Below are 18,432 nucleotides of genomic sequence, written 5' to 3'. Positions count from 1 at the left end.
TTTAAGGAGAAGTTTGAAAATCAATGAGGGAAACTGGAAAGTTTCGAAAAAAGAATTGGAAAGATCGCCTTGTGATTATGGCATTGTGCGTTATAGTAGTTGCACTGGGATTTGTCTGTCTGTTTGCAGGCTCGTCGCATATGTCAGCGGCAGAATGCTTTGGGGCGCTGACCGGAAAAGGAACGGTTGCCAATGTGCGGATTATCTGGAATATCCGTATTCCGCGGGTCCTGGCGGCAATCATTGCGGGTGCGGGATTGTCTGTTTCCGGTCTGATTATGCAGACAACGTTGAATAATTCTATGGCGTCGCCTTCTACGCTGGGCGTTTCAAATGCAGCGGTATTCGGAGCAAATCTGTCCATCATTGCATTTGCGGGCGGTTTTTTGTCCACCGGCAATAACGCAGCGAATTATGCTGTTGGCGCGAATCCTTATGCGACAAGCGTTATGGCGTTTTTCTTTTCCACAGTGTCTATTCTGATGATTCTGGGGCTTTGTACAATCCGGTCCTTTTCGCCGAACGTAGTAGTGCTCTCCGGTATGGCTCTCGGCTCGGTCTGGGCGGCGGCAACAACGATTCTTCAGTTTTATGCTACGGATGTGGGAATATCAGCGGCAGTTGTCTGGAATTTCGGTGATCTTGGACGGGCAACCTACCGCACAGATGCCATAATGTTTACGGTAGTGACGGCAGGTCTGGTCTTTTTTACCCTTATGTCGTGGAGGCTGAACGCACTTCTTGGCGGGGAGGCTGTGGCAAAGACAATGGGGGTGAATGTAAAAACACTGCGGTTCTTCTCAATGCTGCTTGCTTCTCTGATTACCGCAGTCTGTGTATCCTTTTTGGGAATTATCGGATTTGTGGGAATTATCTGTCCGCATATTACAAAGAAACTGCTGGGACAGGACCACCGGGTTACCATACCGATTTCTGCCTTAAGCGGCAGTCTGCTGTTATTGCTTGCCGATACATTTGCAAGAAGTATGGGAAACGGCTCTGCTCTGCCGGTCGGTGCGATTACTTCTTTGATGGGTGCGCCCTTCTTTGTTGCAATTATTTTTTCGGGAAAGGAGAATCGCCGATGCTGAAGGTCAGTAATCTGTGCTTTCGTTACAGAAGACGTGGCAGAGATGTACTCAGAAATGTCAATCTGGAGCTTGGACGGGGAGAAATTGGCATTCTGCTCGGCAAAAACGGATCGGGAAAAACGACACTGTTTAAGAATATTCTGGGGCTTTGCGCTCCTATGGACGGTACGATTCTGTTTGAGGGAGAAGAGCTGGTAAAAATGCCGGTGAGGGAGCGGGCGAAGCGCATAGCCTATGTTCCGCAGGAGATTCATTTCGGGGAGTTGAGTGTATTTGATTCTATACTTATGGGAAGAGTTTCCTATTTCGGGCTGAAAGCGGGGCACGATGACTATGCTGTCGTGGAGAAAATCATAGCCGATATGCATCTGGAAGCATTTGCAGACCGGAACGTCAGCGAGCTGTCCGGAGGAGAACGGCAGAAAATAGCGATAGCCCGTGCTATGGCGCAGGAACCGGGACTGATGATTTTTGACGAACCAACCGGAAATCTTGATATAGCGAATGAACAGTTGATTATCAGAGAAGCGAAAAAACTGGCAAAAGAGAAACAAATCAGTATTCTGAGTTCACTGCATGACCTTAATCAGGCAATGGATTTTGGCGACCGGTTTTTCTTTCTGAAGGACGGAGCCGTGAAGTACGCCGGGGACAGTACGTGTATCAGTGAAGCAGTAATCAAAGACATTTTTGACATTGATGTCAGAATTGTTGAGATAAATCATGAAACAATAATCTTAACAGGAGGAAAAAAGGAATGAAGATGAAAAAAATGACAGCCGCTCTGCTGGCTTCTGTAATGGCGTTTGGCTTTTGCGGCAGTAACGTGCAGTGCGAGGAGCAGGAAACTGCGGTGGAGAATGCGGGAGAAGAGATTACCATTACCGATATGATCGGCAGAGAGGTGTCGGTTACGCCCGGAAGTTATGAGAGGGTGGTATGCGTCGGCGCAGGCGCGCTGCGCATGTACAGCTATATAGGTGATGTGAATTTGCTGTGCGGTGTGGAGGACATTGATAACACGACGCTGGAGGAACGCCCGGAGATGTTCGATTCCGTGGCAAGACCGTATGTTCTTGCTTATGAGGAGGTATTCAGTATGCTTCCGTCCTGTGGTGTGGGAGGTCCGATGGCGCAGGCGGCTGAAGCGGAAAAAATCCTGTCATGCGAACCGGATATTGTGATTTCTGAGTTTGAGGATGTGGAGAAGGAGGACGCGCTGCAGGAGCAGCTTGGCGTTCCGGTCATTACGCTGAAAGCAGGCTCAAAAGGCGTGTTTGATGAAGCGTTTTCCGGTTCTATGGAACTGCTTGGCGTTCTGTTTGGAGAAGAGGAAAGAGCGGAAGAACTTATTGCATATGTTGAAGCAGAGGCGGCAGAAATTACATCCAGAACGGCGGATATTGCGGAGGAAGATAAACCGGCTGTATATATTTGCGGACTTGGCAACTGGGGAACAACCGATCATCTGATGACTGCGGAAAACTTTGTCTCCCTGAATATCGCAAACGTGAAAAATGTTCTGAGCGGTACGGGGATGGAAGGTATCCAACCGATTGAAGAGGAGAAATTCGTGGAGCTGGGGGAAGATATGGATATCATCATTATGGATGCGGCCGCGGTCAAAAATATTATCCCGCTGTATCAGGAGGACCCGACCATGTTTGATACCTGCAAGGCATGGAACAACGGCGAGGTTTATCTGGAAATGGCGTATAATGCGTATTATACCAACTTTGAAATTGCGCTGTGCAACAGTTGGTTTGTTGCAAAGACAGTCTATCCGGAGCTGTTTGAGGATGTTGACATGATGGAAAAGACAAACGAAATTACCAATATGTTTCTGGGGCAGGAGCTGGCGGAGGAAATCTTTGCATGCCCGTCCAGCTTCGGCGGATATCAGAAGATTGATACGGCAACTTTCTTTGGAGAGAATTAAGCGAACGAAGGCGGGAATATGCAGAAAGAAGATGTCATTGCTTTTTTTGACCGCTGTGCGCCGGGGTGGGACGCCGGCACGGTGGCAAATGATGAAATAATCGGGAAAATCCTGGATAATACGGGAATTGCGGCGGGCATGGAAGTGCTGGACGTCGCCTGCGGCACCGGGGTGCTGTTTCCTTACTATATTGAGAGGGGTGTTTCCTCTGTGACCGGTATCGATATTTCGCCGGAGATGGCAAGGATTGCGGCGCAAAAGTGCAGAGATGTTCCGGAAATCCGGGTAATCTGCGGAGATGTCGAGGAGCAGAAATTTGACAGAAGGTTCGATGCGATTGTGGTTTATAATGCGTTTCCGCATTTTCCGGACGCACGGCGTCTGATCAGGACGCTGGCTTTGCTGCTGAAGGACGGGGGAAGAATGACCATTGCCCACGGAGCCAGCCGGGAACAGATTGACCGCCATCACGAGGGAGCAGCCAGTAAGGTTTCTAACGGGCTGATGCCAGCGGAGTGTCTGAAAGAGCTGTTTGAACCGTATTTTACAGTGGAGACTGTGATTTCAGACTGCCGGATGTATCAGGTGTCCGGTGTGAAAAACCGGAAAGACAGGCGGGAGTGATGAAATGAGAAAATATGTGATAAGGCGGCTGCTGCAGCTTATCCCGATATTAATAGGAATTACCTTCCTGTCTTTTGGGATGATGCGGCTGGCGGGAGGCGATGCCGTTACTTATATGTACGAGAATGCGGGAACGGCAGTTTCGCAGGAGATTATTGATGCGGCGAGAGCGGAGTATGGTCTGGACAAACCTTTTCTGGTGCAGTATGCCGCCTGGCTTGGCGGAATGTTGACAGGAGATATGGGGGAGAGCTATGTGTCACATAAGGATGTGTTTGACACGTTTGTGTCGAAGCTGCCTGCGACCATGCTGCTGACGCTGTCTTCCATTATCCTGACGGTGCTGATTGCGGTTCCGCTTGGAATTTTGTCGGCGGTGAAGCATAACCGGTGGGTGGATTACGTAATTCGTTTCTTAAGCTTTATCGGCAATTCAATGCCGAATTTTTTTGCGGCGCTTGTACTGATGTATTTTCTTTCCATCCGGCTGCAGATTTTTCCGGTAATTACGACGGATAATCTGGCGCTCAGCCTTGTGCTGCCGACGCTGACGCTGGCGCTGTCTATGGCGTCCAAGTATACGCGACAGGTGAGGGCGACCGTTCTGGAGGAGCTGAATAAAGATTACGTGACGGGAGCCAGGGCAAGAGGTGTGAGAGGCTCGGTGATTATCTGGAAAAGCGTCATGAAATCATCCATGCTGACAATCATTACGCTGCTGGCGCTGTCTATCGGAAGCCTGCTGGGCGGCACGGCGATTGTTGAGAATATCTTTATGTGGGACGGCGTGGGAAAGCTGGCGGTAGATTCCATCACGATGCGTGATTATCCGATGATTCAGGCGTATGTGGCATGGATGGCGATGATTTACGTTCTGGTAAATCTTGTGACCGATATTATTTATCACTTTCTGGACCCGCGTGTACGGCTGGGAGGTGACGGAGCATGAGTGTGGAAGGAATGAGGCAGGAAACGGGACAGTGTGCAGGCACGGACAAACCAGTCACAGTCCGGAAACAGAAGCTCCGGAAAAACCACATAAAGGCAAAACTGATTTTTTTCATCGCGCTGGCGGCCGGGCTGCTGCTGGCAGCTGTTTTTGCGCGGCAGCTCTGTTCGTACGATCCGTACGCGCAGGATTTGTTGAGCGCGCAGCAGCCGCCAAGCTGGCAGCATATTCTGGGGACTGACCGCTATGGGCGGGATATGTTTTCCAGAGTTCTGATGGGAAGCACGACAAGTATTTTTGCCACTCTGGTTCTGGTGGCTGTCATTACTGTAACCGGGACTGCGATTGGAATTATCTGCGGCTGGATGGGCGGAAAGGTCGATACTGTTTTGATGCGCATTTCCGATTTATTTCTGGCATTCCCAAGCCTTGTATTTGCGCTTGCGGTAGCCGGAGTGCTGGGCGGAGGCGTGCAGAACGCGATTATCGCGCTGGCGGCAATCGGCTGGCCCAAATTTGCGCGTCTGGCAAGAGGTCTGACGCTTGCGCAGAAGGATGCGCCGTATCTGATGGCTGCAAGGCTGTCGGGAAGCAATACGGCAAAGCTGCTGGTAAAACATATTCTCCCGAATATTGCAGGAACCATTCTTGTGACGGCGGTGCTTGATATCGGGACGATGATGATGGAGCTGGCTGGTCTGTCCTTTCTGGGTCTGGGAGTTAAGCCGCCGATGGCAGAGTGGGGCAGTATGATAAGCGACGGCAGGGTAATGCTGCAGACGGCTCCCTGGATGGTGCTGGCGCCCGGCGGGGCAATTTTTGCGACGGTTATGATTTTTAATCTGCTGGGAGATACAATCCGTGATTATATGGACCCGAAGCAGAGAAGAAAATAGGAAAAACACAATCTATGGAGGAAAAAACAATATGAAGAAGAAATTACTTACAGCGCTCCTTCTGGGCGCGGCGGTCTCGGCGACGGCATCGTCGGCTGCAATGGCGGAAGGAAAGACATTTGTTTACGGCACGACCGGTTACGGTGTGGAGATGGGCGATGAGGGGCTGAATCCGCACAGCAATTATTCGGGCTGGAGCGCGCTGCGCTACGGCGTGGGCGAGACGCTGTTTAAATATAATGACAACATGGAAATTGAGCCGTGGCTGGCTACGGATTATGAATTTATTGATGATTTGACGGTAAAGATCACGCTGCGGGATGGCGTGACATTTTCAAGCGGTCGTGTTATGGACGGGGAGGCGGTAAAGGAATGTCTGGACCATCTTCTTGCGGTGCATGACCGTGCGCCCAGCGATATGAAGATCGAGAGCATTGAAGCGGACGGCATGACGATTACGATTCATATGACAGAGCCGTGTCCGGCGCTCATCAACTATCTCGGAGACCCATACGGCGCAATTATTGATATGGAGTACGGCACGGACGGCGTGGAGGGTGATACGACAGGTACGGCAAACGTTGCCGGAACAGGTCCGTATATTGCGACGAATGTCACAGAGACGCAGATTGACCTGGTGAAAAATGAGAATTACTGGGGCGGCGAAGTGAACGTGGATAACGTGGTGGTTAAGACCTTCAGCGACGCCAGCTCTCTGCAGGCAGCGCTCCAGACGGGAGATATCCAGGGAACCTATGGACTGTCCTACGATAGTTATGCACTGTTTGAAAACAATCCCGATTATACGATAAATTCTGTTGCTACAAGCCGCTGCTTTTTCGGGCAGTTCAATTACGATTCGGAAATTGTCCAGGATGAAGCGGTGCGTAAAGCAATTACAATGGGAATTGATAAGGAAGGCTTCTGCAGCGTGCTGATGGAAGGACGCGGTATCCCGGCGAAGTCTGCATTTCCAAGCAGCTTCAGCTACGGAAATGAAGCGGTAGAGGCTCCGGATTATGACCCGGAGGGCGCGATGGCTCTGCTGGAGGAGGCAGGCTGGATAGATACAGACGGAGACGGATACCGTGATAAGGATGGACAGAAGCTGACTATCCGCTGGCTGACCTATCCGGGACGTCTTGAACAGCCCAAGCTGGCAGAATACGCGCAGGCAACCCTGAAGGAAATCGGAATTGAGGTAGACGTAAACTGTACGTCCGACCATCTGAGCATTGCGGACAGTGGGGAATATGATGTATATGTAAGCTCGCTGACGACGGCGCCGACGGGCGACCCGGAATATTTCTTTACCACCTGTGCACTGGAAAGCTCAGCAAAGAACCGCTCTAATCATAGTATCGCTGAGGTGGAGAGCCTGTACGAAGAGCTGCATCAGGAGTTTGATACAGAAAAGCGCGGAGAGCTTGCGGTTCAGATGCAGCAGGCTATGCTGGATGAGAGCGCGATTTTCTTTGTATCGCATCTGAACATGGGAATTGTTACAAAATCAAATGTTACAGGTATGTATGCGCATCCGTGTGATTATTATGAAATCACGGCGGAGCTGAATGTGGAGTAAGCGGATGATATCAGAGAGGAAAGGGCAGATGCCTGTTATCTGAATGCAACATTTAGTATAGGAGATATTTTTATGGAACCATTGCTGCAGGCGGAACATATTACAATATGTTATAACGGGAAACCGGTTGTAAAGGACGTCAGTTTCAACGTGGATGCCGGGGAGATACTTGGCGTTGTCGGTGAATCGGGAAGCGGGAAAAGTACGATTATAAAGGCTGTTATGGGCTTGCTGGGCGGAGGCGGCATGGTGACGGAAGGCGATATCTGGTATAAAGGGCGGAATGTAGTGGATATGCCATCGGAAGAGCTGCGTAAGATTCTGGGACCGGAAATCGGTATGGTATTTCAGGATTGCAAGGCGGCGCTCTGCCCGATCCGGACAGTGGGAGTGCAGATATACGAGAGCATCTCTGAGCATGAGCGTGTCACGAAAAAACAGGTGTACGAGCGTGCAGGTGAGGTGATGCGGAAAATCGGGCTGACAGACCCGCAGCGGATAATGGACAGCTATCCGTTTGAATTATCCGGCGGTATGAACCAGCGTGTCGGTATCTGCGCCGCAATGATGATGAAGCCTGCTCTGCTTCTGGCGGACGAACCGACGAGCGCTCTGGATGTGACGGTTCAGGCGCAGGTAATAAGAGAAATGAAGCTGATGCGGGCGACATACGGCACGGCGATGATTCTGGTCACACATAATATCGGTGTTGTAAAAGCGATGGCGGACCGGGTCCTGGTTCTTCAAAATGGGGAAATGAGAGACTATGGTCCGGCAGATTGCGTACTAAACCATCCGGAAAATGTATATACGAAAAAGCTGATGGATTCCGTGCTGCATCTGCGCAGAAAGGCGTAGCTTATATTTAACAGAGAGCAGGACAGCCAGGCTGAACTGCTGCAAAGAAACCGTCCGGCTTTCGGAAAGAGCCGGGAGAATTTGTCAGAAAAGGATGGAAACGAGTATGCCGGATACAATACTAAAAGCAGAACATTTGAAAAAAGTCTTTACCTCCGGGAAAAAATCCTTCACGGCGGTGGAGGACGTCAGCTTTACCTTGGAGCGCGGCGAATGTCTCGGCATTGTCGGGGAATCGGGTTCTGGAAAAAGCACGATTGCCAGGATGATTACGCGTCTTATCGAGACCACGGAGGGGAGCGTCTCACTGCTCGGCAAAGATATTACCAATATAAAAGGAAAAGAACTGCGAGCCGTATATCGTGAAATGCAGATGGTGTTTCAGATGCCGATGGAATCATTTGACCCGCGGCGCACGCTGGGAGACGGGATTGGCGAGAGTCTGCGAAACATCGGTATGAGCCGCCGCGATACGAAAAAAAAGACGGAAGAGCTTCTGGAAATGTGCGGGCTGACGCCGGAATTTGCAGCCAGGTATCCGCATGAGGTCAGCGGCGGACAATGCCAGCGGGCGGCAATCGCACGGGCGCTGGCAGTAAACCCGTCCATATTGATCTGCGATGAGGCGACCAGTGCGCTTGACGTGACGGTGCAGAAGCAGGTGCTGGAACTGCTGATAAATTTGAAAGAAAAGAAAAATCTTTCTTTTCTCCTTATCTGTCATGACCTTGCGCTTGTGCAGGCATTCTGCGATAAGGTGCTGGTGCTCCGCAGGGGAAAGGTTGTAGAGCAGGGAACGCCGGACGATATCATCAACCATCCGAAGGAAGAATACACAAAAATACTGGTGGATTCCGTATTATAAAAAGGGCGCGGCGGTTTTATACCTGGATGGAATTGCCTGTGTTCTCTTTTACGGCCTTCATCCGCAGCCGTACATAGTCGGAATACCAGACACCATCTTTATATAAAGCGGGAGCCAGAGCGCTTACCGCTTTTTTTAAGATAACCTGCCGGTCATCTTCCGTAACGTTTACAAAGGGATTTTTCACAAACATCTTTATCCAGTCCGTCAGACCATCCTCACCGTTCAGCCTGGTCGGGCGGTCAAAGAGCACAGCGCAGCGCACAGTAAAGCCGGTTTTTTCCAGCATGGCGGCATATTCCCCGATAGAAGGAAAATAAAACGGCATGGTGTACGTATACCCCAGTTTTGTAAATTCCTGTGCCAGAGCGGTATGAATGAGCCGGTTATTGCCAATTCCGCCCATTTCAAATACAAACTGTCCGCCGTCATTTAAAGCCTGGTAAACACAGCGCATCATATCTTCCTGGCGGCTTTTATCAATCCAGTGAAATACCGCATTTGAAAAAACAGCGTCCACGCTTTCCTCCAGAGTAAAATCAGTAGCATCGGCGCGGAGAAAACGGATGCCGGGGCAGTTTTTCCGTGCAGCTGCGAGCATGTCCTCCGAGGCATCCATTCCAGTGACGATAAGCCCCTTTTCTGCAAGAACCTTTGAAAGCGCGCCGTTCCCACAGCCAAGATCCAGCACGGTCCGGGCATTTTCCAGATCAATCAGTGAAATAACATCGTTGCCATATTCATGCACAAAGGAAAAATCGGAAGAATATTTTTCCGCATTCCAGTTCTGATTCATTTTCATTCACTCCCATATTTTAGAAATTTTCATCTGTGCGTCAGCAATCCAATGAATTATTTGTATGGAATAATCATTTGGTCGTCCGGTTCATCTTCGCAGATTTGCAGAAAAGCACAAATCCGATGATGAACATCACCGTCAGGACACCAACGCCTGCGCTGGCGTTGCCGGTAATCTGCGCGACGATACCGACCAGCGTGGTTCCGAGGAAGGAGGCGCCTTTTCCGCAGATATCGTAGATGCCGAAGTATTCGCCGGATTTTTCGGGCGGAATGATTTGGGCAAAATAGGAGCGGGCGAGCGCCTGGATCGCGCCCTGGAACATGCCGACCAGAACAGCGAGCAGCCAGAATTCCCATTGCTTATCAAGCTGGATGGCGAACAGCGCGATACCCGTATAGGCGATAATACAGACCTTAATCAGCAAATCCGTCGCATAGCGCTTGGACAGCGAGCCGAAGAGGAGCGCACATGGGAAAGCGACGATCTGTGTCAGAAGCAGCGCGAGCAGAAGCCCCTGCGTATCCAGACCGAGCGCGCTGCCGTAGGCGGTCGCCATGTCGATAATCGTATAGACCCCGTCGATAAAAAAGAAAAATGCCAGCAGGTACATGAAAATATGTTTCTGTCCCTTAATATCAGACAGGGTGCTGCCAAGGCGGCGGAAGCTGTCGCGCACCGGATGCTCCGGCGCCGGCGAGTAGTGCGTCTGCTTATAGTTGCGCAGAAGCGGGAGCGTCATCAGAAGCCACCAGGCGGCATTCAGAAGAAACGCCAGCGTCATGGCGGTCTGCATGGAAAGACCCAGACTTTCATTCATCAGCACCAGGACAAGAGAAAGCACAAAGGGAATGCAGCTTCCGATATATCCCCAGGCATAGCCCTGCGAAGAAACATCGTCCATTTTCTCCGGCGTGGTGACATCCACCAGCATGGAATCGTAAAATATCAGACTGGCATTAAAGCCGACCTTTGCGATGACGAAGACTCCCAGAAACAGAATCCAGGAGGTCGGCAGAGAGAGCGCGGCACAGCCGATCACGCCGAGCATCATACAGACGGTAAAGAGCGGTTTCTTGTAGTTGCGTGTGTCGGCGACAGTGCCGAGCACCGGGCCGAGCACGGCTACCACAACCGTCGCAACAGAAGCGGCATATCCCCAGTAAGCGAGATAATCCACCTCAGAAATACCGGCATTCTGCGCCAGCGAGTTAAAATAAATCGGAAGAATCGTCGCCACCAGCATGACAAAGGCGGAATTTCCGATGTCGTAGAGAATCCAGTACTTTTCTAACTTCGTAAGCTTGTTTTTGTTCATGATGTCTGTCCTCACATAATCTGCGCGCAAAGCGCTGATAGTTGTCGGGCTTTTTGAACGCCCGGCTTTTGAATTTATAATAGCATACCTGTGCGGGGGAATGCCAGAGCATTTCTGTAAAAAGTATTTCTGAATTTTGTAAAATGTAAGTGGGAAATTGTTTTGCAACCGCTTCTGTGATACACTGGACAAAAACAGGGCGGGAGAGGGAACATGCAAAGGGAAATCTATTATATTGAAGATGACGCTGCGATTGCCGGAAGCGTAGCGGCATATCTGGAGGAAAAGGGTTTTCGGGTGACGGTTTTTGCCGGAGTTTCTGCGGCAAAGCAGGCGCTGCTCGCCAGCCGACCGGATTTTGTGATCGCCGACTGGAACCTTCCGGATGGAAGCGGAAGCGGGCTGTGCAGCTGGATCCGCAGAAGGATGGGTGATGAGCTGCCGGTGCTGCTTCTGACAGTCAGAGGGGAGACGGAGGACATGCTGGAAGGCTTCCAGAGCGGTGCGGACGATTATCTGACAAAGCCGTTTGAGCTGGAGGTGCTGTATGCGAGGGTGCAGGCGATTTTGCGGAGGATGAAGCGGGCGGAGCGCACGCAGCTTTTCTGTGATGAAATCTGTCTGGACCGGGAAAAACAGACGGTTTCCCGCGGCGGATGCGAGGCAGCGCTTGCTCCGTCGGAATACCGGCTGCTGGAGTATCTGCTGGAACAAAAGGGGCGCACCGTTACCAGAAGCGAGCTTCTGGAGAAAATATGGGATTCCGGGGGGAATTTTGTAAATGACAACACGCTGACGGTGACGATGAAGCGCCTGCGGGAGAGGCTGGGAAATCCGGCGTGCATCAAAACGATCCGCAGCTTCGGCTACCGGATGGAGGACACGATATGACGGAACGAAAATCAAAGCGATGGCTCGTTTTATCGCTTCTGGCGGCAGGTCTGGCGAGCGCGGCACTGACGGCGATGCTCTGCGGGCATCTGCTGGCGCGGGAGCGGTTCAGCCAGATTTCCGGCATCTGCACGGCGCTGACGGAAAAAATGCCGGAGGCGGAGCAGCCGCTTTTAGAGGTCTTAAAGGACCTGCATGAAAGCGGGCTGTTTATGGAGACGGATAAGGATTCCCGGACGGAGATATTCCTGGAAAGGTATGGATATCGTGAGGCGGACTTTGCCGGGCATAACAGGGGCGCTGTGTGGATACTGGCGGCTCTCTGCGGCATTTTCGGAGGTCTGTGCATGTCTGCGGCTGTTTTTCTTCTGCAAAGGAAAAAGCGGGAACGGATTGCAGGACTGACGGCTTACCTGGAGCGGGTAAACTGTGGCAGCGGAGAGCTTTTGCAGGCACAGGAGGACGACTTTTCTGCGCTGGAGGACGAACTGTATAAAACGGTGACGGCGCTGCGGCAGACGCGGGAGGAGGCAGTGCGTGCAAAAGAACGTTTTGCGGACAACCTCGCCAACATCGCGCATCAGCTCAAAACGCCGATCACAGCGGCCTCGCTCTCTCTGCAGCGGCTGTGCGGGCAGACAGATGAATTTAAGCTGCCGGAAAGCATGAGCCGCCTGACGCGGCAGGTGCAGGCGCAGCTTGACCGGCTGACGATTCTTGGTGAGGCGCTGCTTACTTTGGCGCGGATTGATTCCGGGACTTTGCAGCTAAAGCAGGAATCAGTGGACGCATTTACGGTGTTGATGCTCGCGGCAGAAAATCTGGAAAGCCTGCTTTCAAAACAGAGGATGAAGGTTTCGATTTTGGAGAACGGCAGCGCAGAATTTACGGGCGACCTGGAATGGACGATGGAGGCGCTGATGAATCTTATAAAAAACTGTGCCGAGCACACCCCGGAAGGCGGAACGATAACCTGTACGTATGAAAAAAATCCGCTGTACACAGAAATCAGAATCTGCGACGAGGGAGAGGGCTTTGCGAGAGAGGATATCCCGCATCTCTTCGAACGGTTTTACCGCGGAAAATGCGCAAAAGGCGAAGGAATCGGAATCGGCCTGTCCCTTGCGGGGGAAATATTTGCGCTGCAGAACGGCAGCCTGACGGCAAAAAATCTGCCGGAGGGCGGTGCGTGTTTTGAGGTGCGTGTGTATGCGTAATTGTCACGGAACTGTCACTTGCGTCTGCTATACTTGATTTAGAGTGGCATAGCCGATGAAAAGGATGGCAGAAAGGGGACAATTATATGGAAATTTTGAGATGCGAGGGCGTGCGCAAGGTTTACGGCTCCGGGGAGAGCAGGGTGGCTGCGCTGGATGGGGTGAACCTGTCACTGGGGAAAGGCGAATTTGCGGCGGTGGTCGGCACATCAGGTTCCGGAAAGTCTACGCTTCTGCACATTCTTGGAAGTGTGGAGCAGCCGACGGAGGGACATGTTTTTATAGAAGGAAAGGACATTACTTCGCTGAACCGCACGCAGTCGGCGCTTCTGCGCAGACGGAAGGTGGGAATCGTCTATCAGTTTTACAACCTGATTCCGACACTGACGGTGCGGAAAAATATTCTGATGCCGCTTCTTTTAGACAAAAAGAAGCCGGAGCAGGATCATTTTGCGCAGGTGGTTCATACGCTTGGCATCGGGGATAAGCTGGAGGCGCTGCCGGGCCAGCTCTCCGGCGGACAGCAGCAGCGCGCAGCGATCGCGCGGGCAATGATGTACCGCCCGGCGGTGCTTTTGCTGGATGAGCCGACCGGAAATCTGGACCGGAAAAATTCCCGTGAGGTGCTGGACATGCTGAAGCTCTCCAACCGAAATTTCGGACAGACGGTTTTTCTGATCACACATGATGAAAAAATTGCGCTGGAGGCGGACCGCATCATTACGATGGAAGACGGACGTATTCTTCGCGACGAGCGGAGGTGAGCGAGATGTGGAGAGAATATTCGGCGAATTATATCAGAGGCAACCGGGCGTCCGGGATCACTGTCATGGCTTCGGCATTTATTTCCGCGCTGCTTTTATCGCTGCTGTGCAGCCTGTTTTATAATTTCTGGGCGTATGACATCCAGAGGATCAAAGCAGAAGAGGGTGATTGGCAGGCGCGGCTTTCGGGCGTGGCTTCGGAAGAGGAGCTGGCGGTAATCCGCAATTTTGCGAACGTGGAGCGGGTGATTGTTCAGGAAGGAAAGGCGGAGCTGACTGTCGATATCTATTTCTCAAATCTGTATGCTATCCTTGAAGATATGCCGCGTATCGCGGAAGCGCTGGGAATCGATGCCGAAAATATCACATATCATCACGCGCTTTTATCGATGTACCTTATCCGTGATCCCGCAGATCCGGCGCCGCGGCTTGTTTTTCCGCTGTTTCTAGCAATTCTGGCGCTGGCATGTTTTTCTTTAATTATGATCATTCACAATGCCTTTGCGGTGTCTATGGACGCACGCGTGCATCAGTTTGGTATTTTCGCCAGCATCGGCGCAACCCCGGCACAGATACGCGCCTGCCTGCTGCAGGAGGCGGCAGCGCTGTGCGCTGTGCCGCTTCTGGCGGGGCAGCTTTTTGGAATTATCGGCGGTATGGGAGTGCTTCATCTGATTAATGCGATGGCGGCGGACGTGCAGGGGCGGTTTGACGCGGTATGGACGTATCACCCGCTGGTATTTGCGGTCACGCTGGCAGCATCCATTGCGACGGTGTGGATTTCTGCCTGGATCCCGGCGCACAGGTTAAGCAGGATGACCGTGCTGGAGGCAGTCAGAAATACCGGGGAGCGGGCGGTGAAAAAGAAAAAGCGCTTTTGGATTTTGCCGCATTTCTTTGGCATGGAGGGCGAGCTTGCGGCAAACGCGCTGTACGCGCAGCGGAAATCCCTGCGCACGGCGAAGCTTTCGCTGACAGTGTCTTTTCTGGCGTTTTCACTGATGCTGTGTTTTTTTACGCTGACGGGCATCAGCCAGCGGATGACATATTTTGAGCGGTATCAGAATGCATGGGATATTTATGTGACCCTGAAAAACACAGATATGGAAAGCTTAACGCAGATCAGTCAGATCAGGGAGCTGCCGGGAGTGCGAAGCTGTACGGCTTACCAGAGGGCGTCGGCGAAACGCCTTGTCACGGAAGCGGAGCTGAGCGCAGAGGCGCTGGCGTCAGGAAATATGCAGCGTGTGCCGGAATCATATGTGATGTCAGAGGACGGAGCGTGGCTCGTAAATGCGCCGATTATCATTCTGGATGACGAAAGCTTTCTGGAATACTGTGCGCAGCTTGGCACAGGATCGCGGCTGGACGGCGCGATCATTCTGAATCGTATGCGGGACAGCTCCAACCCTGATTTCCGCAGCACCGATTATTTCCCGTATCTGCAGGATACGATCAATACGACCGCTCTGCGCCCGGCGGATGTTTCCGGTGAACGGCAAATTGCGGTGGGGCAGGAGCCGGCTGCGGAAGGATCAGCGGCGGAGCTTTTGGTGCTTGCGTACACGCAGGAGCCGCCCGTTTTGCGGGAAGCCTATGGAGAAACAGATTATTACGAGCTGGTGCATTTTCTGCCGCTGTCGCTCTGGGAGAGTATCAGAGGACAGGTTGGCGGAGAGAACAGCGAGTGCTGCATCCGTATTCTGGCAAAGGAAGGAGCAGCGCCGGCGGACTTGCAGGAGCTGGAACAAAATGTGATGCAGATTCTCGGGAGCAGTTATGAAATGGAAATAGAAAACCGCATCCAGGAAAAGCTTTCCAACGACGAGATGCAGCGGGGAATGATGTGGATCCTCGGCGGCTTCTGCACACTGCTTGCACTGATTGGAATTGCCGATGTATTTTCAAATACGATGGGCTTTGTGCGGCAAAGAAAGCGAGAATTTGCCCGCTATCTGTCCGTCGGGCTGACGCCGGAGGGCATGAAAAAGATGTTCTGTCTGGAGGCGGCTGCGCTTGTGGGACGTCCGGCGCTGGTTTCCCTGCTATTGACTGCGTTTTTTACCGGGCTGATGATTAAAGCGAGCTATCTGGAGCCGGGCGTATTTTTAAGAGAAGCGCCACTGCTGCCGCTGCTGTTGTTTTTCGGAGCGGCGTTTGGCATGGTGGCGCTTGCCTATTATCTCGGCGGTCGGAGGCTGATGCAGATCAGTCTTGCGGGTGCGCTGCGTGATGATACGATGCTGTAAAGCCGAGCCAGAACTGTTCATCATCGATATGGACGGTGAGGTACCATTTCGGTGTGCCGGGCATTTCCAGATTACTAAAATCAAAATGAGCCATTGCAAAGCCGAGAAAGCAGATCAGAAGCCCGGCTGCAAGGAAGGTGATACCGCCCGGAAGGGCTTTTGCCTTAAGCGTAGCGAGAAGATTTTTTTTGCTGTTCATGCGATTGCCTCCTTTCTTCTGGTGAACAGGCGCTTCAGCCATCTGCTGAAACGGACCGTGACGCGCACAAAATAGCTGCCGAGTAACAAGGTAAGCCAGCCGGCAAGGATAAAGACGCCTGCGGACAAAATACCGACGCCGAACTGCAGGACGCCGAGCGCTGCATTACCGAAAAATACCGGGAACGCCCCGACGGTGCTGACGACGGCGAGCAGCAGGGCGCTGAGGGATACTGCGCCGGTCGTTACCGGAACGCACCAGATTACGATGTAAGCGCAGAGCACCATCATGGCGGCGGCCAGTGCAAGACCAAGCGCAAGCGCGGCGACGGCGAGCACAAGCGAACCCCAGAGCGGCGAGCCGAGAATCAGCAGCAAAGTGATAAGGATCTTTTGACCGGTGGAAACGGATTTTGCCGGAGTCTCCTGTTCGGATAAGATCTGCTCGGCAACGGCGCCGGGATTGCCGATGCGGGCGACGGCTTCTTCTTCAGTGCAGCCGTCCTCCATTGCATCCTCGATCATTTCCTGATAATAGGAAAGATGGGTTTCGCGTTCTTTTCTGGAAAGCCCCTTCAGGAGCTTCTCCAGCCGCGTCAGAAATTCAGTTTTACTCATGATCAATCGCTCCCTTCATAAAGTCGTAAATCTGCAGCAATTGCTGCCAGTCGTTTAGAAATTCCTGTGCGCGCGCGCGCCCCTTCTGGGTGATGCGGTAATATTTGCGCAGACGGCTGTTGTGCTCCACGGAGTATGTCTCCACGCAGGCGCTTGCCTCCAGCCGCTTCAGGATAGGGTACAGGGTGGATTCTGAAATTTCAATGCAGGGCGAGATATCCTTGATGATCTGATATCCGTAGGAATCTGTCTGATAAAGTGCGCCCAGCACGCAGTATTCCAGAAAGCCTTTTTTGAGCTGAATATCCATGTGCTTGCCTCCTTATGCACTATACTATACAATACATAGTATAATGTGTCAAGGGGTATTTTGACAAAAAAGTTCAGGTATGATATGCTTGCAGGGAAAGCGTGCGGAAGCAGCAGGAAGCGGTATTTGTGCGCTGCATTCCACGAAAAAGATGGAGAGAACGATGAAGTTTATTTATGAGCCTGCACTGCAGGAGTATATGAGGCAGAAACGGAAAAATACGATTGCGGTGGAGGTTGTGACAAGCAACAATTCTGATTTTGAGGTGACGGAGTTGCATGTGCATCTGGTGGATGAAAAGCGGGCAGCATTTTTTATCGAAAAAAAGCACTTCCGGGAGCATATGACGGAGCACGGCAGCGTGCTGCTGCCGCCGTACCGGTTGGAATATGATGAGACGGTCACGTTCGGACTGAAGAAATTTCTGTTTGTGCGTTACGTTACCTGGCAGGGCATTCACTTGTAGGGCGTCCAGCCGATACCTGTCTGTATACTGACAAGAAAGAAAACCGGCAGCAGGCGCACAGACAAAGTGAAAACGCAGCCCGCGCCGGCATGTATATGGACAGATTGTATATCCGATTGGTGGAAGCATGGAAAAGGAGAAAACTATGGAAAAAATAATTTTAGCATCCGGTTCGCCGCGCCGCCGCGAGCTTTTGGAGCAGGCGGGCATCCCCTTTGAGGTGATCAAGAGCGACGCGGAGGAGATTATCACAAAAACAGAGCCGGCGGAGATCGTAAAGGAGTTATCTCTGTGCAAGGCACAGGTGGTGGCGGACGCGCATCCGGGACGTCTGGTGCTTGGCGCAGATACGATCGTGGTGCTGGACGGGCAGGTACTTGGAAAGCCGAAGAGTACAGAGCATGCGGCGGCGATGCTGCGCGCATTGCAGGGAAGGACGCATCAGGTCTATACGGGCGTCACTCTGATAAGGGATGGGCAGGCACATTCCTTCTATGAAAAGACCGACGTCACCCTCTACACGATGACAGACGAGGACATCCGGAATTACGTGGAGAGCGGCGACTGCATGGACAAGGCGGGCGCCTACGGGATACAGGGCAGATTTGCCGTCCATATCAAAGGAATCTGTGGGGATTACTATACGGTTGTCGGGCTGCCGGTGGCGAGACTGTGGCAGGAGATGAAAGCGCGCGGGTGGGCATAGATAGAATGTTAGCTGGAAAAATCTGCGTTGTGCGGTACCGGCAGCAAAAAAAATTTATTGCCGGACATGCTGTATATCCCTGCAAAACCAGC

20 protein-coding genes are annotated in these 18,432 nt (G+C 52.1%); 15 read left to right on the top strand and 5 right to left on the bottom strand.

Annotation, left to right across the window (positions count from 1 at the left end; all coding sequences use genetic code 11):
• The first annotated feature begins 23 nt into the window (after positions 1–23).
• The 9 genes from ACLU9Q_RS01660 to ACLU9Q_RS01620 all read left to right on the top strand — a co-directional run bounded on the left by ACLU9Q_RS01660 (position 24) and on the right by ACLU9Q_RS01620 (position 8,804).
• Positions 24–1,091 carry a FecCD family ABC transporter permease gene (locus tag ACLU9Q_RS01660; protein WP_412624584.1) on the top strand — a complete coding sequence of 356 codons (1,068 nt, stop codon included), beginning with the start codon at positions 24–26 and terminating at the stop codon, positions 1,089–1,091.
• A complete protein-coding gene (locus ACLU9Q_RS01655) occupies positions 1,085–1,852 on the top strand; it encodes an ABC transporter ATP-binding protein (protein ID WP_302591209.1) in 768 nt (255 codons plus the stop codon). Before ACLU9Q_RS01660 ends, ACLU9Q_RS01655 begins: the two co-directional genes overlap by 7 nt.
• Entirely contained in the window at positions 1,849–3,030 is a 1,182-nt protein-coding gene (locus tag ACLU9Q_RS01650) for an ABC transporter substrate-binding protein (RefSeq protein WP_302591210.1), read from the top strand. The genes ACLU9Q_RS01655 and ACLU9Q_RS01650 overlap by 4 nt, the downstream gene beginning before the upstream one ends.
• Positions 3,031–3,048: 18 nt before the next feature.
• Positions 3,049–3,654 carry a class I SAM-dependent methyltransferase gene (locus ACLU9Q_RS01645; RefSeq protein ID WP_302591212.1) on the top strand — a complete coding sequence of 202 codons (606 nt, stop codon included), beginning with the start codon at positions 3,049–3,051 and terminating at the stop codon, positions 3,652–3,654.
• A gap of 4 nt (positions 3,655–3,658) precedes the next feature.
• Entirely contained in the window at positions 3,659–4,603 is a 945-nt protein-coding gene (gene nikB / locus ACLU9Q_RS01640; protein ID WP_302591213.1) for a nickel ABC transporter permease, read from the top strand.
• A complete protein-coding gene (nikC, locus tag ACLU9Q_RS01635; protein ID WP_302225182.1) occupies positions 4,600–5,499 on the top strand; it encodes a nickel transporter permease in 900 nt (299 codons plus the stop codon). The genes nikB and nikC overlap by 4 nt, the downstream gene beginning before the upstream one ends.
• A gap of 31 nt (positions 5,500–5,530) precedes the next feature.
• On the top strand, positions 5,531–7,081 hold the full coding sequence (locus tag ACLU9Q_RS01630; RefSeq protein WP_302225184.1) for an ABC transporter substrate-binding protein: 1,551 nt from the start codon (positions 5,531–5,533) through the stop codon (positions 7,079–7,081).
• A 72-nt stretch (positions 7,082–7,153) separates the two neighbouring features.
• On the top strand, positions 7,154–7,939 hold the full coding sequence (locus ACLU9Q_RS01625; RefSeq protein WP_302225186.1) for an ABC transporter ATP-binding protein: 786 nt from the start codon (positions 7,154–7,156) through the stop codon (positions 7,937–7,939).
• Between the two features lie 106 nt (positions 7,940–8,045).
• Positions 8,046–8,804, top strand: coding sequence for an ABC transporter ATP-binding protein (locus tag ACLU9Q_RS01620; protein WP_302225188.1), 759 nt, complete (start codon positions 8,046–8,048; stop codon positions 8,802–8,804).
• A 16-nt stretch (positions 8,805–8,820) separates the two neighbouring features.
• Here the strand turns inward: ACLU9Q_RS01620 and ACLU9Q_RS01615 are convergent, their stop codons facing one another.
• Entirely contained in the window at positions 8,821–9,600 is a 780-nt protein-coding gene (locus ACLU9Q_RS01615; protein ID WP_302225189.1) for a class I SAM-dependent methyltransferase, read from the bottom strand.
• A 73-nt stretch (positions 9,601–9,673) separates the two neighbouring features.
• Positions 9,674–10,921, bottom strand: coding sequence for an MFS transporter (locus ACLU9Q_RS01610; RefSeq protein WP_412624583.1), 1,248 nt, complete (start codon positions 10,919–10,921; stop codon positions 9,674–9,676).
• 213 nt (positions 10,922–11,134) lie between these two features.
• On the opposite strand from ACLU9Q_RS01610, the gene ACLU9Q_RS01605 reads away from it, so the two are divergent.
• The 4 genes from ACLU9Q_RS01605 to ACLU9Q_RS01590 all read left to right on the top strand — a co-directional run bounded on the left by ACLU9Q_RS01605 (position 11,135) and on the right by ACLU9Q_RS01590 (position 16,042).
• Positions 11,135–11,812 (top strand): response regulator transcription factor, encoded by a 678-nt coding sequence (locus tag ACLU9Q_RS01605; protein ID WP_296907899.1) that lies wholly within the window; start codon positions 11,135–11,137, stop codon positions 11,810–11,812.
• Positions 11,809–13,029 carry a sensor histidine kinase gene (locus tag ACLU9Q_RS01600; RefSeq protein WP_296837690.1) on the top strand — a complete coding sequence of 407 codons (1,221 nt, stop codon included), beginning with the start codon at positions 11,809–11,811 and terminating at the stop codon, positions 13,027–13,029. The genes ACLU9Q_RS01605 and ACLU9Q_RS01600 overlap by 4 nt, the downstream gene beginning before the upstream one ends.
• An 86-nt stretch (positions 13,030–13,115) precedes the next feature.
• Positions 13,116–13,793 (top strand): ABC transporter ATP-binding protein, encoded by a 678-nt coding sequence (locus ACLU9Q_RS01595; RefSeq protein ID WP_296907896.1) that lies wholly within the window; start codon positions 13,116–13,118, stop codon positions 13,791–13,793.
• Positions 13,794–13,798: 5 nt separating this feature from the next.
• The gene (locus tag ACLU9Q_RS01590) at positions 13,799–16,042 is read left to right on the top strand and encodes an ABC transporter permease (protein ID WP_296907894.1); all 2,244 of its coding nucleotides are present in this window, start codon (positions 13,799–13,801) and stop codon (positions 16,040–16,042) included.
• On the opposite strand, the gene ACLU9Q_RS01585 is transcribed toward ACLU9Q_RS01590, so the two are convergent.
• The 3 genes from ACLU9Q_RS01585 to ACLU9Q_RS01575 are packed head-to-tail and all read right to left on the bottom strand — an operon-like array spanning position 16,002 to position 17,168.
• Complete coding sequence (locus tag ACLU9Q_RS01585; RefSeq protein WP_296838388.1) at positions 16,002–16,241, bottom strand: hypothetical protein; 240 nt, start codon at positions 16,239–16,241, stop codon at positions 16,002–16,004. The two genes, ACLU9Q_RS01590 and ACLU9Q_RS01585, sit on opposite strands and share 41 nt — an antisense overlap.
• The gene (locus ACLU9Q_RS01580; RefSeq protein WP_296907892.1) at positions 16,238–16,858 is read right to left on the bottom strand and encodes a DUF1700 domain-containing protein; all 621 of its coding nucleotides are present in this window, start codon (positions 16,856–16,858) and stop codon (positions 16,238–16,240) included. Before ACLU9Q_RS01580 ends, ACLU9Q_RS01585 begins: the two co-directional genes overlap by 4 nt.
• Positions 16,851–17,168 carry a PadR family transcriptional regulator gene (locus ACLU9Q_RS01575; protein WP_296838401.1) on the bottom strand — a complete coding sequence of 106 codons (318 nt, stop codon included), beginning with the start codon at positions 17,166–17,168 and terminating at the stop codon, positions 16,851–16,853. Before ACLU9Q_RS01575 ends, ACLU9Q_RS01580 begins: the two co-directional genes overlap by 8 nt.
• 163 nt (positions 17,169–17,331) lie before the next feature.
• Between ACLU9Q_RS01575 and ACLU9Q_RS01570 the strand changes: the two genes are divergently transcribed.
• Positions 17,332–17,634, top strand: coding sequence for a hypothetical protein (locus ACLU9Q_RS01570; RefSeq protein ID WP_296838404.1), 303 nt, complete (start codon positions 17,332–17,334; stop codon positions 17,632–17,634).
• Between the two features lie 145 nt (positions 17,635–17,779).
• Positions 17,780–18,340 carry a Maf family protein gene (locus ACLU9Q_RS01565; RefSeq protein ID WP_296838407.1) on the top strand — a complete coding sequence of 187 codons (561 nt, stop codon included), beginning with the start codon at positions 17,780–17,782 and terminating at the stop codon, positions 18,338–18,340.
• Positions 18,341–18,432 lie beyond the last annotated feature (92 nt).

Source organism: Marvinbryantia sp. (assembly GCF_047017445.1).
Lineage (GTDB): Bacteria > Bacillota > Clostridia > Lachnospirales > Lachnospiraceae > Marvinbryantia.
The sequence above is the reverse complement of the archived record's forward strand: the minus strand, read 5'-3'. Positions and strand labels throughout refer to the sequence as shown.

Excerpts from the sequence above, each read along its gene's own strand:
- ACLU9Q_RS01645 (WP_302591212.1), top strand. The coding sequence starts at position 3,049 with ATGCAGAAAGAAGATGTCATTGCTTTTTTTGACCGCTGTGCGCCGGGG.
- ACLU9Q_RS01570 (WP_296838404.1), top strand. The coding sequence starts at position 17,332 with ATGAAGTTTATTTATGAGCCTGCACTGCAGGAGTATATGAGGCAGAAA.
- ACLU9Q_RS01580 (WP_296907892.1), bottom strand. The coding sequence starts at position 16,858 with ATGAGTAAAACTGAATTTCTGACGCGGCTGGAGAAGCTCCTGAAGGGG.
- ACLU9Q_RS01655 (WP_302591209.1), top strand. The coding sequence starts at position 1,085 with ATGCTGAAGGTCAGTAATCTGTGCTTTCGTTACAGAAGACGTGGCAGA.
- ACLU9Q_RS01630 (WP_302225184.1), top strand. The coding sequence starts at position 5,531 with ATGAAGAAGAAATTACTTACAGCGCTCCTTCTGGGCGCGGCGGTCTCG.
- nikB (WP_302591213.1), top strand. The coding sequence starts at position 3,659 with ATGAGAAAATATGTGATAAGGCGGCTGCTGCAGCTTATCCCGATATTA.
- ACLU9Q_RS01590 (WP_296907894.1), top strand. The coding sequence starts at position 13,799 with ATGTGGAGAGAATATTCGGCGAATTATATCAGAGGCAACCGGGCGTCC.
- ACLU9Q_RS01660 (WP_412624584.1), top strand. The coding sequence starts at position 24 with ATGAGGGAAACTGGAAAGTTTCGAAAAAAGAATTGGAAAGATCGCCTT.
- ACLU9Q_RS01605 (WP_296907899.1), top strand. The coding sequence starts at position 11,135 with ATGCAAAGGGAAATCTATTATATTGAAGATGACGCTGCGATTGCCGGA.
- ACLU9Q_RS01565 (WP_296838407.1), top strand. The coding sequence starts at position 17,780 with ATGGAAAAAATAATTTTAGCATCCGGTTCGCCGCGCCGCCGCGAGCTT.
- ACLU9Q_RS01620 (WP_302225188.1), top strand. The coding sequence starts at position 8,046 with ATGCCGGATACAATACTAAAAGCAGAACATTTGAAAAAAGTCTTTACC.
- ACLU9Q_RS01650 (WP_302591210.1), top strand. The coding sequence starts at position 1,849 with ATGAAGATGAAAAAAATGACAGCCGCTCTGCTGGCTTCTGTAATGGCG.
- ACLU9Q_RS01595 (WP_296907896.1), top strand. The coding sequence starts at position 13,116 with ATGGAAATTTTGAGATGCGAGGGCGTGCGCAAGGTTTACGGCTCCGGG.
- ACLU9Q_RS01615 (WP_302225189.1), bottom strand. The coding sequence starts at position 9,600 with ATGAATCAGAACTGGAATGCGGAAAAATATTCTTCCGATTTTTCCTTT.
- ACLU9Q_RS01610 (WP_412624583.1), bottom strand. The coding sequence starts at position 10,921 with ATGAACAAAAACAAGCTTACGAAGTTAGAAAAGTACTGGATTCTCTAC.
- ACLU9Q_RS01585 (WP_296838388.1), bottom strand. The coding sequence starts at position 16,241 with ATGAACAGCAAAAAAAATCTTCTCGCTACGCTTAAGGCAAAAGCCCTT.
- ACLU9Q_RS01575 (WP_296838401.1), bottom strand. The coding sequence starts at position 17,168 with ATGGATATTCAGCTCAAAAAAGGCTTTCTGGAATACTGCGTGCTGGGC.
- ACLU9Q_RS01600 (WP_296837690.1), top strand. The coding sequence starts at position 11,809 with ATGACGGAACGAAAATCAAAGCGATGGCTCGTTTTATCGCTTCTGGCG.
- nikC (WP_302225182.1), top strand. The coding sequence starts at position 4,600 with ATGAGTGTGGAAGGAATGAGGCAGGAAACGGGACAGTGTGCAGGCACG.
- ACLU9Q_RS01625 (WP_302225186.1), top strand. The coding sequence starts at position 7,154 with ATGGAACCATTGCTGCAGGCGGAACATATTACAATATGTTATAACGGG.